9 protein-coding genes are annotated in these 14,329 nt (G+C 54.6%); all 9 read right to left on the bottom strand.

The genetic code is table 11. From position 1 onward, the window contains the following. Positions 1–5 precede the first annotated feature (5 nt). The 9 genes from parE to ACFO9Q_RS12580 all read right to left on the bottom strand — a co-directional run bounded on the left by parE (position 6) and on the right by ACFO9Q_RS12580 (position 14,327). Positions 6–1,976 (bottom strand): DNA topoisomerase IV subunit B, encoded by a 1,971-nt coding sequence (parE, locus tag ACFO9Q_RS12620; RefSeq protein ID WP_379182435.1) that lies wholly within the window; start codon positions 1,974–1,976, stop codon positions 6–8. A 144-nt stretch (positions 1,977–2,120) separates the two neighbouring features. Continuing rightward, a complete protein-coding gene (locus tag ACFO9Q_RS12615) occupies positions 2,121–3,107 on the bottom strand; it encodes an ABC transporter permease (protein ID WP_379182433.1) in 987 nt (328 codons plus the stop codon). Continuing rightward, complete coding sequence (locus ACFO9Q_RS12610; protein WP_379182431.1) at positions 3,100–4,074, bottom strand: ABC transporter ATP-binding protein; 975 nt, start codon at positions 4,072–4,074, stop codon at positions 3,100–3,102. Before ACFO9Q_RS12610 ends, ACFO9Q_RS12615 begins: the two co-directional genes overlap by 8 nt. A 31-nt stretch (positions 4,075–4,105) precedes the next feature. Next, positions 4,106–4,933 carry a GDSL-type esterase/lipase family protein gene (locus ACFO9Q_RS12605; protein ID WP_379182429.1) on the bottom strand — a complete coding sequence of 276 codons (828 nt, stop codon included), beginning with the start codon at positions 4,931–4,933 and terminating at the stop codon, positions 4,106–4,108. Between the two features lie 213 nt (positions 4,934–5,146). After that, positions 5,147–6,367 carry a formate-dependent phosphoribosylglycinamide formyltransferase gene (gene purT, locus ACFO9Q_RS12600; protein WP_379182427.1) on the bottom strand — a complete coding sequence of 407 codons (1,221 nt, stop codon included), beginning with the start codon at positions 6,365–6,367 and terminating at the stop codon, positions 5,147–5,149. 52 nt (positions 6,368–6,419) lie between these two features. Further along, entirely contained in the window at positions 6,420–8,255 is a 1,836-nt protein-coding gene (locus tag ACFO9Q_RS12595; protein ID WP_379182425.1) for an ABC transporter ATP-binding protein, read from the bottom strand. Continuing rightward, positions 8,255–10,048, bottom strand: coding sequence for an ABC transporter ATP-binding protein (locus ACFO9Q_RS12590; protein WP_379182422.1), 1,794 nt, complete (start codon positions 10,046–10,048; stop codon positions 8,255–8,257). The genes ACFO9Q_RS12595 and ACFO9Q_RS12590 overlap by 1 nt, the downstream gene beginning before the upstream one ends. A 276-nt stretch (positions 10,049–10,324) precedes the next feature. Next, a complete protein-coding gene (locus ACFO9Q_RS12585) occupies positions 10,325–14,023 on the bottom strand; it encodes a dynamin family protein (protein WP_379182420.1) in 3,699 nt (1,232 codons plus the stop codon). Between the two features lie 31 nt (positions 14,024–14,054). Then, positions 14,055–14,327 (bottom strand): NAD/NADP transhydrogenase alpha subunit, encoded by a 273-nt coding sequence (locus tag ACFO9Q_RS12580; RefSeq protein ID WP_379182418.1) that lies wholly within the window; start codon positions 14,325–14,327, stop codon positions 14,055–14,057. Positions 14,328–14,329: the final 2 nt, after the last annotated feature.

Below are 14,329 nucleotides of genomic sequence, written 5' to 3'. Positions count from 1 at the left end.
CCTTCCTATTCTTCATATTCGGTGAAGTCTACGTTCTCAATAATCCAGCGCTTGCGAGGATCAACCTTATCACCCATGAGCGTCGACACTCGCCGCTCTGCCTTCGCCGCATCCTCAATCTGCACTTGGAGGAAGGTGCGTGTCTCAGGGTTCATCGTCGTCTCCCACAGCTGCTCAGGATTCATCTCTCCGAGTCCCTTATATCGCTGCAGCTCGAAGCTCTTGCCGAACTCCTTCAAGTAATTGTTCAGCTGTTCATCCGTCCACGCATAGCGAACCGTCTCCAGCTTCCCGGACTTCTTGGAGATCTTATATAGAGGCGGCTGTGCGATGTACACCTTGCCCGCATCGATTAACGGCTTCATATATCGGTAGAAGAAGGTGAGCAGCAGCACTTGGATGTGCGCGCCATCCGTATCGGCATCAGTCATAATTACGATCTTATTATAATTGCACTCCTCTGAGTCGAACTCCGGTCCTACCCCTGCGCCAATGGCCGCAATAATTGCCTTGTATTCATCGTTCTTCAATATATCAACCAGCTTCGCCTTCTCCGGATTCATCGGCTTGCCCTTCAGCGGCAGAATCGCTTGAACCTTCGAGTCCCGTCCCTGCTTCGCAGATCCGCCCGCGGAGTCCCCTTCCACGATGAACAGCTCGGTACGAGTGACATCCTTGGACTGCGCTGGAGTCAGCTTGCCGTTCAGATTAGAGCTCTCACTCTTCTTCTTCCCGGAGCGAATCTCTTCCCTTGCCTTACGCGCAGCTTCCCGTGCCCTGGACGCTTGAACCGCCTTCTTCAGCAGCATCTGAGCAACCTGCGGATTCTCCTCGAGGAATACCTGCATCTTGTCCGTGACGACGGCATCGACCGCGCTTCGCGCAGAGGAGCTGCCGAGCTGGTCCTTCGTCTGACCGACGAATTCCACTTCGGACATCTTAATGTTAATGACAGCCATCATGCCTTCCCGCAGATCGTTACCCTCGAGATTCTTATCCTTCTCCCTGAGCAGAGCGGCCTTGCGGGCATAATCATTCATCACGCGAGTATAGGCGGTCTTGAAGCCTGTCTCGTGCGTTCCTCCGCCCCGTGTTGGAATCGAGTTCACGAACGAAGCAATCGTCTCGGTATATCCGTCGTTATACTGAAGCGCAACCTCGACCTCAATCTCATCTCGCTCTCCGTGGAAGTGAATGACCTCATGAAGCACGGTCTTGTCTTCGTTCAGGAACTGGACGAATTGACGAGCTCCGCCTTCGTAGTGGAACACGTCCCCCTTGCCGCTTCGATCGTCCTTGATCGTCACCTTAAGACCGGAGTTCAGGAAGGCAATCTCCTGCAGCCGTTCCGCCAGCGTATCATAGCTGACCGAAGTACCGCTCTGGAACACACGGGCATCCGGCTTGAAGGTAACCTTCGTGCCGGTCCGGTTCGTATTGCCAATGACTTCAAGTCCAGTCGAGGGCTCTCCTACATGCTCAACTCCCCGATCGTCCACCCAATATTCGAATCTCTGCTTATGAATCTTGCCGTCACGGGAGATCTCAACCTCCAGCCACTCGGACAAGGCGTTCGTTACGGACGCACCTACCCCGTGGAGACCTCCTGACTTCTTGTATCCCGCTCCGCCGAACTTGCCGCCGGCATGAAGGATGGTGAAGACGACCTGCGGTGTAGGAATACCGGTCTTATGCATGCCGGTAGGAATGCCGCGTCCGTTGTCCTTCACCGTAATGGAGCCGTTCGAATGCACGATGACATCAATCGCCGAGCAGAACTTCGCCAGATGCTCATCTACCGCATTATCAACAATCTCCCAGACCAGGTGATGAAGTCCGGAGGAGCTAGTACTGCCTATGTACATGCCTGGCCGCTTGCGTACAGCGGTAAGGCCTTCAAGAATCTGGATATCATCTGCCTCATAATTCCGATCGATGGCAGCTGTACTGGGTAATCCATCCCATTGCTCTGTCATGATTACGCTCCCCTATCTGTCCCAACATTTCTCTATCATTCAGTTTACCTACTATAACATGACTGCAGGGCGTTGCCCAAGCCGTCTTTTCCGTTCTTCTATGCTTGCCTATTATAAGCCAATTCTCGACATCTTCAAGCTATTTTAATTCAAGATATCCTGTTTCGTCCAGACGAGGAACGATACAACTAGCGCAAGAGCCGACCAGATCCCAAGCACAGCAAGGGAAAAGACGAGCGTCATCCCCTCAATCGGCGGCGGCGAGCCTTCCAAATAACTCGTCAACTGCAAATTGACCGCGAAGATGTACTTAGCGCTCTCCCAGGACGATGACATATTGGACAAGATCGTCCCTGCAATGACGGCAGCCATCATCGTGACCATACTCGCTGCCGTGCTGCGAATAAGAACGGACACCAGGATGGAGAGAATAGCGACTGTCATCGCCGAGAACCAGATTAATCCCCCTTGCATGAGCAGGTACCGCCACTGAGCGACAGCATGGACATACCGGGCATCCACTTCCGAGCCATTCAGCGCGAAGCCTGTGAAGATCGGCATCGTCCAGCCTTCATACCCGAAGAAGAGGCCGGATATGATATAGCATAATGCGGCTGTCGTGACGATCGTTAGCGAGACGTACAGCGTCAGGGCGGCGAGCTTGCTGAATAGGATTTTCCAACGGCGGACGGGTCTGGTTAACAGCATCTTAATGGTTCCGTTCGTCCGTTCCCCTGATACGAGATCGGAGCCAATGGCCAGCACGAGCAGCGGGATGAACAGCGTCACCGAATTGTCCAGGAAGTTCCTGGTGAAGGTAACCCCATTCGGCGAATTCGGATTGACATCCTTGTCGAGGTAATATTGAAGCTGCTGCACCGTAATCCGCTGATATCGCTTCCACTCCTCGGGAATGCGGTCGCTCGACAGCGTATTCTGCATATCGGTAATCTGCTGCAGCACCTGATTGCGCCAATCCTTGAACTTATCGGCATTATTCTGCGCAACCTTAAGCTCCGCATAGGTGAAGATCGGAATCAGGATCAGCAGGATGAGTACGACCACGTAGAACCGCTTCTTCTTCCATATCTTCAGCGTCTCATTCTGAATGAGCGGCAGCAGGTTAGTCATAATGATCACCCTCAGTCATCGTTAGGAACAGCTCCTCTAATGTGGGCGCTACACGCTGCACCGCATGTACGCCGATTCCTGCACGGACTAGTTGCTCGACAATAGGAGGAATTCGTTCCTCCGGTACCGTCGTTACAATCGGATTCTGCAGGCTGCTCAGTACCGCTTCATCAATTCGATGGTCCCCTTCGGCGATGAATTGAAGGCCTGGCTGTCTATCCAGCACTGCTCGTCCAGCGTCCTCATTATCCAGCTGCCATAGCGTATAGGTTCCGGCTTGCTGCACAAGCTCGTCTACTGCCCCGACAGCCAGCACCCTCCCCGAGCTAATAATCGCCACACGATCGCACATTAATTGAATCTCGCTAAGCAGATGAGACGAGATGAACAAGCTCATCCCTTGATCCGCCAGCATGCGGACGAATTCGCGAAGCTCCTTGATTCCCTTAGGATCCAGTCCGTTCGTCGGCTCATCAAGGATGAGCAGCTTCGGCCGGCCGAGCAGCGCTTGTGCAATACCGAGACGCTGGCGCATCCCGAGTGAGTAGGTCTTAACCTTGTCATGAATACGCTCCTCCAGCCTGACGATGCGGCTTACCTCACGAATGCGCTCATCATCAATACCCTGCTGCATGCGGGCGAAGTGTTCGAGATTCTCCCAACCCGTCATATAAGAGTAGACCTCGGGGTTCTCGACGATCGATCCCACATACTTAAGCGCCTCTTCAGGACTGCGCTGTACGTTGTAGCCGCAGATCTTAATCTCTCCTGCTGTAGGCTTAATCAGATCGACCAGCATGCGGATGGTCGTCGTCTTGCCAGAGCCATTCGGTCCGAGGAAGCCGAAGATCTCTCCCTCTTGAACGGTGAAGCTAACGTCATGAATAATTCGCTTCCCGCGAATCTTCTTCTGAACGCCTTGAACGGACAAGATCGTCTCTGCCCTGCCGATGCTATCTCGCGTCATCCGCAATACCCTCCTTCTCTCTGCTCAGCGCTTATCTGACCGACTGCACGATGCGGCTCGCAATCTGCTTGTACCCCTCATGATTCGGGTGAAAATGGTCCGACGACAAATAATCCGCAATTCGTCCTTCAAACAAGTCGAACGTCGGCACCATCATCATATTCGGATAGGGTTCCATAAGCGCATAAGCCCCCTCATTCCACGCTTGAACCTGCTTGCTGCTGGAGCGGAGCTGGGGCACATCATAGAACGGATTGTACAGGCCGACATAGACGATCTTCGCCATCGGATTAATGGCATTCAGTTCCTTGAATACGAGCTTCAGTCTCGCAAGTCCTTCAGGAAGCTGCTTGGACAGCGACTCTGAATCCAGCTGTCCCGGGACAGGAGTTCTCCTCGCCCCCTGGGCATATTGGAACAGATCATTGCCGCCAATCGTCAGCAGAATGAGATTGGATTGCTGCAGCGCATAGCGGAAGCCCCGGTCGGAGGCCAGCCTCTTCGACAGCTGATCGGCTCGAAGTCCGTTGATTGCCAGATTATTAATGAGGGAGACGGTCTTGCCAGGCGGCAGACCTTCCTTCAACCCGCTGACTACTGCCTTGACATATCCCGTTCCGGTCGAGTCGCCTGTCCCCTTCGTCAGGGAATCGCCCAGCGCAGTGATTCGGATCTCATTCGCATCCTTCAGCCCCGGCTGTCTCTCTATCGCGGCTTGAGGACCGGCGGGCGCAGCTGGGGGCAGCTTCGGATTGACAATATCTTGAACGGCGTAGCCGAATCCGACCAGCAGCAGCAGAGTTGCAGCTAATGATACGAGGAAGATGGAACGCCATTGGCGGCATGAGCGATTCATCATAGTTGTCATCCTTTCTATCCTCAACGCTATGTTAACTCAGTGTTAACGAATTGCCGGTTGCTTTATTCTCTTAAAATAATGCTTCTAGCCAAAGATTGCAAATTCATGACGATTGCTGTCACAGCATGCAAGAAAGAACACAACACAAAAAGCTGTCTCACTTGGTCTACGACCGGGAGACAGCTCTTGCATAAGAAATAAATGAAACGGGAATTAATCGTTATACTCGATGCGAAGGGATTCTGCTGCTTGTCTAGCCGTATCACGTGCGGTGTCCACATCAATAGCTGAGCTTAGCGCGACGGCCATACGGCGGCCCTGCTTCGTCTCTGGCTTGCCGAACAGCCTAACCTGCGTGTTCGGATAGGACAATGCCTGCTCCACTCCGCTAATGGAATAGTGGTGATGCTCGCGGTCAGCCTTCAGTGTATGGGACGCACCCGGGGTCAGCAATCGAATCGTCGGAATTGGATAGCCTAGAATGGCCCGCACATGAAGCGCGAATTCAGATAGATCCTGCGTCACCATCGTGACCATGCCCGTGTCATGCGGACGAGGCGATACTTCACTGAACAGCACCCCATCCTTCGTCAGGAACAGCTCGACACCATAGATGCCGTAGCCGCCAAGCGATTCTGTAATGAGATGAGCGATCGATTCAGCTTGCTCCCGCTCGGCATCTGTGAGGCCGTGAGGCTGCCAGGATTCGATGTAGTCCCCGTCCTTCTGCACATGGCCGATTGGGGCGCAATACGACGTGCCGGATACGGAGCGAACCGTAAGCAGTGTAATCTCGGATTCGAATGTGACGAACCCTTCGACAATGATGCGCTGCTTCTTCGCGCGGCCGCCTTCCATGGCGTATTCCCAGCAAGCTTCAATCTCTGCTTCGGAGCGGCATACACTCTGTCCCTTGCCGGAGGAGCTCATGATCGGCTTAATGACACAGGGTGTACCGAGCTCCTCGACAGCCGCCTTCAGCTCCTCCAGCGTATCCGCGAACCGATAAGGCGCAGTCGGCAGACCCAGCGTCTCGGCAGCAAGCCGCCGAATGCCCTCCCGATCCATCGTCAGCCTGGCTGCTCGAGCAGTCGGAACGACGCGATAGCCCTCTTCCTCGAGCTCAATGAGCGTATCCGTAGCAATCGCTTCAATCTCGGGCACGATGTAGTCCGGCTTCTCTTGCTCGATAATAGCTCGCAGAGCTTGTCCATCCAGCATATCAATGACATGAGAACGATGAGCCACATGCATGGCTGGAGCATTCGCATAACGGTCTACGGCAATCGTCTCCACACCAAGACGCTGTGCCTCAAGTACAACTTCCTTCCCGAGCTCTCCTGAACCTAGGAGCAGCATTCTACGGGCCGAAGGGGATAAGGGTGAACCATTCTTCACGGCAATAGAACCTCCAATGACGTTAGTTTCCTTCATTGTGGAGGTTCTATTGTCAAAAATCAAGAACTATTGTCGACTTCCAGGAGCACTAAGCCGATAAATATCGATATTGCGCTTCAATAAGTCCATTGTATACGCCGCCATGCTTAATCAATTGCTCATGATTGCCTTGTTCAACGATGACGCCATGATCGAGCACGACGATCGTATCGGCATGCCGAATGGTAGACAGCCGGTGAGCGATCATGAACGAAGTCCGGCCGGCCAGCAAGATCTTGAGCGCTTCTTGAATCTTAAGCTCCGTCTCCGTATCGATACTTGCCGTCGCTTCATCAAGTATGAGAATCTGCGGATCAGCAAGCAGCGCTCTTGCGAAGGACAGCAGCTGACGCTGTCCCATAGACAGGACGTTCCCCCGCTCCTCGACCTGAGTATCATAGCCGTCCGGCAGATCCATGATGAATTCATGAGCATGTACCGCCTTCGCAGCCATTACAATGTCTGCATCCGATGCATCCAGCCTTCCGTAACGAATGTTGTCACGGATTGACCCGGAGAAGATGAACGTATCCTGCAGCACGATGCCCACTTGAGATCGCAGGCTGTCAATGGATACCTCGCGGATGTCCTGTCCATCAATGAGCACTCTTCCCTGCACAGGATCATAGAAGCGGCATAGCAGATTAATAATCGTACTCTTACCAGAGCCGGTATGACCGACTAGCGCTATCGACTGACCCGCCTTCACGTCTAGCGAGATTCCCTTCAGCGCGGGACGTCCAGCTTCGTATTCGAACACGATGCTGTCGAAGGTCACATCTCCTCGTATCGCATCCAGCTTCTTCGCCCCAGGCAGCTCTCCGACCGTTGGCTCCTCATCGATGAACTCGAAGATGCGCTCCGAGGAAGCCATGGCGATGAGCAGCTGGGAATACATCTGGCCGAGCCGATTAATCGGGTCCCAGAAGTTGCCGATGTAGTTAGCGAATCCTACTAGCAGACCAACCGTAATCTCATTCGCTTGAATAAGATGCGCGCCGTACCAGAACAGAATGAACGTGCCGATGGCCGCCGTTACTTCAATGACCGGTCCGAACAGTTGATTCAGTGCGGATGCCTTATTCCAGGACTTGATGTTGACGGTGTTCATATGGTCGAAGAAGGCCATATTGTCCTTCTCCTGCACATATGACTGCGTCACCTTCATCCCTTGAATACTCTCATTCAGATGCGCGTTAATTCGGGATTGCTTCATGCGCACATCCTGCCAGGCGAAGCGTATCCGCTTGCGCAGCGCCGTCGACACGAGGAACATGAGCGGTACGGTAATCATAATCGCTAGACCAAGCTTGAAGTTCCATGCCAACAAGATAACGACGATCCCGACGAGCTGAATGCAATCCATGAGCAGATTGACTACCCCGTTGGTGAACAGATCCTGCAGGGCATTCACGTCATTCGTTACTCTAACTAATACGGAGCCCGCCGGCCGCTTGTCATAGAATCGGAAGCTCAGCTTCTGAATATGCTGGAACAGATGCTGCCTAAGGTCGTAGATGACCTTCTGGCCAATCACATTCGTATGGCGAATTCGATAGTTGTTCGCTGCCCATTGGATGACATATAAGGCAACCATAATACCTGCATACGTATACAGCTTCGTCAGACTGGCTGGACCGCTCTCTGGTTCAATTGCTTGATCAATTGCTAATATAATGAGTGCAGGAATCGCAAGCCGTGTCACAGTTCCAAGCACCATCATGAGGATGACCGGCCACAGCTGCTTCGAATAAGGCTTCATGTAAGTGAACAGCCTTCTGACCTGTCCCCAGTTGAACGGCTTCTCAATCGTCTCATCGTCTTGATAGACGAATCGCTCCCGCTTGGTATTCGGCTTCTCTGCCGCCATATTGTGCTTGCTCATTAGACTGTGCTCCTTTTCATCACCGCACCGGCTGTATCCGTATCCGTATTCGTATTCGTCTGAGGCCCATCGGCATACTGAATCAGGTACGTCTCACGGTATGGGCCAGGCCTTGCAACGAGCTGTTCATGGGAACCGCGCTGGACGATATGCCCCTTGTCTAGCACGATAATCTCATCGGCGTGGCGAAGGGAGGAGATGCGGTGGGCAATAATGAAGGTGGTACGGCCCGCCATCAGCTCCTTGAAGCCGGCTTGAATCTCATGCTCCGTCTCCATATCGACCGCGCTGGTCGCATCATCAAGGATGAGAATTCGCGGATTCTTGATCAGCGCTCTTGCTATCGCTATACGCTGCTTCTGCCCTCCGGACAGTCCCATCCCGCGCTCCCCGACTATCGTGTCGTAGCCAAGCGGCAGCTCCATGATGAAGTCATGGGCCTTCGCCAGCTTCGCGGCCCGTTCAATCGCATCCTGGGAGACAGACCGAACTCCGTACGCAATATTGTCGCGAATGGAAGCGGAGAAGAGGAACGTCTCCTGGAACACCGGCGCAATCTGTCTCCTCAGACTTCCTACATCCATATTCTGAATATCGATTCCATCAAGTGTAATGGTCCCGTGCTTCACATTGTAGGCACGCATCAACAGTTGGATCATCGTCGACTTCCCGGATCCCGTCGCACCAAGCAGGCCAATGACCGATCCTGCAGGTGCGTCCAGTGTAATGTCAGTAAGAGCAGGCGCTTGGTCCGGGTAATGGAAGGTTACTCCCTCGAATCGGACATGCCCCTTCACTCCATCTGCTTGAAGCTCAATGGCATGCTCCGTATTCCGCACATGGACGTATTCGTTCAAGAGGCCTAACACCCGCTCGCCGGATGCCTTCGATTGCGTATAGTTGTTAATATGGAAGCCAATGCCCCACATCGGTCCGATAATATACCAAGTTAAGGAGAAGAAGGCAACCAATTGGCCAAGGCTGAGTGAACCATTAATGACGAGCACCCCTCCTGCTACGAGCAGGATAACGGCACTAAGGTTGGCGAGCAATTCCATGATGGGAAAAAATCTTGCCCATATCGATGCCGCATTAATCTGATTCGCTTGATACGCTTCGCTGCGGACCGAGAACTTCGTTACCTCATGCGGCTCTCGGGCAAATGACTTGACGGTACGGACACCTGTAATATTCTCCTGGACAGCCGTTGTCAGATTGCTCATCGCCTGCCTCATCTCGCGGAAGGCCGGATGAATATTGCGCTCGAACTTAATCGCTGTGTACCCAAGGAATGGAATGGTAATCATTGTTATGAGCGTCAGCTGCCAATGGATGGACAGCATCATCGCTCCCCCGAAGCCGATCATCATCACAACATTCAGCAATTGCGCGAAGCCGAAGCCGATGAATTGGCGGATTGCCTCCAGGTCCGCTGTCAAGCGGGACATGAGATCGCCGGTCTTCGCCTTGTCATAATACTGGAAGGACAAGGATTGCAGCTTATCATACATGGCATTGCGCATCCCGTAAGCGACTCGGTTACCCAGCCTTCCCCCGAAGAATCCATGCAGGAACTGCATGCCAGCCTTCAGGATGATGACGCTGACTACTGTCAGTGCCAGCGCTGGCACCTCCTCGAACTTCTTCAGCTTAATGACATCATCAATTAGAATTCTCAGCATGTTCGGATATACGAGTCCGAGCGCCGTAGCGAACATCAGGCAGACTATCGAAGCGAATAGCAGCTTTCGCTCGCCCCAATAGAATCTTTTTAATTGCCTAAAAACGTCCAAGTACATCCATCTCCCCGTTACTATTTTGTAAGCATGAGTGCATATTATCAGCATCGATTCATCCCTGCAAACACTGGAAATTTCCGTATTTCAGACTGAGTGCGCCTGTTCCATCCCCTGAAAAAAAGATTGGGGGGTATGCTCCCGAATAATGCCAAATCATCATCAAAATGAGTGTATTACGCCATTTTTGCATCCATGCACACAAAAAATAAAAAAAGCTTGGCGCGGAAGTTGAATTCCGCGCCAAGCAATCAGCGATAAATAATATAGATTCTACGAAACTGTTACCGCTGTGAGATGGGTCAACCGCTCCTGCAGCTCACGCAGCGATTGAAGATCCGCACCGTCGGCAAGTGAAGCGAGCTTGCCTTGCTTGTAGGCCTCTGCATCCTGCCGAAGAGCAAGAGCACATGCTTCCATAACCGATTCCCAATGGGAATCATACAGCCTCTGCCACTCAGCCGTTCTCTCCGCCATCCAAGCCTGGAAGGACGGAGCCAGCAGCGCTTCCAGATCCTGCCTTAGCTGCGCCTTGCCATCCCCTTCGAAAAATTGGCGTGGAGAACGGAACCGGCTCCACAGCCACTTGGGCTCCACTTGAGCCGATTGCCACTGCTCCGCTTCGTCCGGTGTGGGCAGCGAATTCATTGGGATCGGCGCTGCCTGATACCCTTCCAGCTCCTGCTCCATGTACTGAGCCGTAGTCTGAGTGGTCTGACGAGCTAACGCGATTAGATTCTTCTCCATTCGCAGGGAGGTTGCCAGCAGCTCCTGAGACAGCTCCGTCTGCACGATGCGCTGAAGCTCCAGCCATGCCGTCCAGAGCATCCGGCGAAGATCGCGCCCGTCATCCTGCAGCACGGAAGGATTGAAGGCGAGATTGTAGAACTCACCGAATCGCAGCTGCAGCCGCTGAATGACATAGAAGAGCAGCTCCTGCAGCTCCTGATGAAGCTGTTCAGGAGGAGGCTCCTGTGCGAGCTGATCAATCTTGTGCTGAATGGAGGCAGCTGCCTTCGTTAATTGGTCACGCTGATCCATCCTCGTCTCGGCGTCTCCTGCTGCAGAGGCAATCCACTGCGCGACGACCGCTCTCGCACGCTCCAAGTCTTGCTCAGCTGCATCGATAGCCAGCTTGCCCAGATCGCTCTGTATGAAGGACAGGAAGGATTGCTCGAAGACGTCAATTCCAGAGAGCCGGAGACTGTTGCTATCGTTGGCCAGCTTCGCGTCAAGCCCCTGCAAGCTCGAGACTGGGAACAATCGCGGCTTGCGGATACCATGCTGCAGCAGATTCGTCTCCACGTGCTTCAATACGCCTGCCAACTCCTCCTGATCCGCTGCGAGATCCGCCGCATTGACGAGGAAGAACATCTTGTCGAGCTCGAATTGATCCTTGACGCGCCCAAGCTGCATCAGGAACTGGCGATCCGCTTGGGAGAAGGCGTGATTGTAATACGTAACGAACAGCACAGCGTCGGCATTCTTAATGTAATTGAAGGCCACCCCGGTATGACGGGCGTTGACGGAATCTGCACCTGGTGTATCAACAAGCACAATTCCTTGTGCCGTGAGCGGACAATCATAATAGAGCTCGATCTCGCTGACGAAGCAGGATCTCGCCTCTTCAGCTACGAAGCGTTCATAGTCATCCTGACCTACTTGGAGCTCTTGCCCCAGCTGGGCGGCGTGGGCTGCCCAGCCGGTTCGGGCTGCGCGCAGGAAGCTGTAATGCGGCCGTCCGCCTGCATGGATCGCGCTCGGCGACAGCCGGTCGATCGCTTGCAGGATGGAGGCTTCAGCCGCTGCACTTATATCCTCAGCGTCTCCGGGAAGCTCTTCCCCTAGCAGCGCCAAGGAGTACCGAAGATCGCTAAGCATCGCTGCCCGCGTCTTCATCGCAATACGGGCCGTGCCATGGGGCCGGTCAGCCGAAGGCGGCATCAATCGGTTGATCGCCGCCGTCGTCGGATTCGGCGATACCGGCAGGACCGGCTCGCCGATAAGCGCATTGGCGAGCGAGCTCTTGCCCGCGCTGAACGCGCCGAACAGCGCGATGGTGAACCGGCTGTGCTGCAGCCGGCCGGCCTTCTCGCGCATCGCGCGCACTGCGGCGCCAAGCGGCGCATGCGGCGCGAGCAGCTCCGCCGCGCGCAGCAGGCGCTCTGCGGCGCCTTGCTGCAGCGCACGCGCGGCTCCGCCTGCGGGCGCTGTGCGCGCTGCCGCGGTAAGCGAAGCCCCGCGGCGTTCCCCGCTTGAGCTGGCGACGCCGGTTGGCTGCGAAGCTGCTGGTTGACCAGCTACAGCTGCTTCGATTGTATCAGTGCTGTTACCAGCAGAGTGTGCTGCCGGTGCAGGCAGCGCCGGCCGCGCGGTGCGCGGCGGCAATGCCGCGGTCAGCTCCGCGGCATGCGCCTCGGCCCGCTGGCGCTGCGCAGCCAGCTCCGCCAGCGCCCCCGCTTGCGCGCCTAGCGCGGCGAGCTGCGCACGCACCCCATCAGCGGCTGCCGTGCTTGCCGCCGCCAAGTGCCCGCTAAGCGCGTCGATCAGCTCGAGCGCTCGCTTCCGGTAGATCCCCTTCACATCCGCGGCGAGATCGCGGCTGTACGTCATTGTATATTCATTGCCGATGACGGCTCCTGCCTTCACCCGTTCCACGAGCCATGACGGCTCCGGCTTCCACGACAGCTCCTCCGCGAAGCGTCGCTCCAGCTCCTCGCTCGCGAATCCCAGACGATGTGCAGCCAGCCGCAGCACATCCTTCACATGCCAGTCGATCGCCGCAGTCACTCGGCTCTCGAACTCGGAGCGGAACGCCTCTAATCGGCGTTCCTGCTCAGCAGCCGTCTTCGCTCCCGCGAAGAAGAGGCCGGTCTTGAATCCCGGCTTGCGGCTCTCCAGGAACGACTGGGCGAGGTCTCGCATCGGTGCTGGAGTAATATTCGCGTTAGCAAGCAGCGATTCAATCTCTTCGCGAAGCTCCTTGCGAAGGAGATGCGGCGCGTCAGCGAGCACCGCCAGCTCAGCATCATAACGATCGATCTCCGACTGAACCTCGGCTGCCCGCTCCTCTCCTCCCGCTTCATTCAGCAGCCTTGCCCGCTCAGGCTCACTTATCTCCTCTTGAAGCCGAATATGCAATTGAACGACATGCCGTAGTGACGCGTCAACACTATATGCCGACAGCCCCCCTCGAATGGCGGCCAGCTCCTTCATCACCGACTGCAGCTTGTCGAGCTCTTGATGAGGATGTGCAGGCTCCCGCATGGACAGATAGAGGATTCCAGCCGGCTCCAGATGCCAGGCTGCGAATGCCTCCTCCACGCTGCGCCGGTATGCAGCGAAGCTAAGCTCCTGCTCCCGATGCTTATCAATCTGATTCACGATGAAGTATAATGGCTTGCCCCAGTCCTTCAGCTGCTTGGCGAAGGTGAAGTTAATCTCGGATTGAACATGGTTATAATCCATCACATAGAACACGACATCGGCAAGGTGAAGGGCCGACTCGGTTGCCATTCGGTGAGCATCGTCAGTGGAATCAATTCCCGGAGTATCGAGCAGCACCGTATGGTCGCCCAGCAGCTCAGACGGATAGATAATCGAGACAGATTGGAACTGCTCCCCGTCTACGCAATAATCATCCAGCTTGTCAATCGGAGCCTCTATCGTCACCTGCTCCCCGTCCCGGACCGTCATAATGCTAGCGTGAGGCGGACTTCCTCCGCGAATCGATACAACATTCGCACTCGTTGGAATCGGCGATGAGGGCAGCAGCTTCGCGCCGCACAGCCGGTTGATCAGCGTCGACTTGCCAGCGGAGAAATGTCCGCAGAATGCAGCAATAAGCCGACCATCGGTCAGCTTATTGCGTAAGTCTATGAGTTGTGATGCTGCCTTGCTATCGCCAGCTGTACGAAGAGCTTCAGTAAGCTCTTCAGCAGCCTGGTCTAGAACACCTGCTTGTATGTCCATTCTCTCCATCCCCACATCCCAGCCTTGCTTGTTACAGCGCAGCGTCTTCTTCTTCAGGCAGACAGATCTCGAATACGTTGCCGTGCTGAAGAATCGTAATGTTGCGCTCCTTATCCTTCATGACAACCACTTCAAGCTTCTGTCTCATACGTTCAATATATTGATCAGGCACGTCCCCTGACCCGCTGACTGTCATGCCTTCGATGACAACTTCTTCGTTCTCCTCTGGCGGAGAGCTCAGTACTTGCTCATAAATGTCAGAGAACACCTCAAAGTTATTCGTATACACGGAAATACATTTCACAG

The sequence above is a fragment of the Paenibacillus sp. GCM10023252 genome (assembly GCF_042653305.1).
GTDB lineage: Bacteria > Bacillota > Bacilli > Paenibacillales > Paenibacillaceae > Pristimantibacillus.
The sequence above is the reverse complement of the archived record's forward strand: the minus strand, read 5'-3'. Positions and strand labels throughout refer to the sequence as shown.

Bases quoted from the DNA above. Each gene is read 5' to 3' on its own strand.
- parE (WP_379182435.1), bottom strand. From the start codon at position 1,976: ATGACAGAGCAATGGGATGGATTACCCAGTACAGCTGCCATCGATCGG.
- ACFO9Q_RS12615 (WP_379182433.1), bottom strand. From the start codon at position 3,107: ATGACTAACCTGCTGCCGCTCATTCAGAATGAGACGCTGAAGATATGG.
- ACFO9Q_RS12610 (WP_379182431.1), bottom strand. From the start codon at position 4,074: ATGACGCGAGATAGCATCGGCAGGGCAGAGACGATCTTGTCCGTTCAA.
- ACFO9Q_RS12605 (WP_379182429.1), bottom strand. From the start codon at position 4,933: ATGATGAATCGCTCATGCCGCCAATGGCGTTCCATCTTCCTCGTATCA.
- purT (WP_379182427.1), bottom strand. From the start codon at position 6,367: ATGAAGGAAACTAACGTCATTGGAGGTTCTATTGCCGTGAAGAATGGT.
- ACFO9Q_RS12595 (WP_379182425.1), bottom strand. From the start codon at position 8,255: ATGAGCAAGCACAATATGGCGGCAGAGAAGCCGAATACCAAGCGGGAG.
- ACFO9Q_RS12585 (WP_379182420.1), bottom strand. From the start codon at position 14,023: ATGGACATACAAGCAGGTGTTCTAGACCAGGCTGCTGAAGAGCTTACT.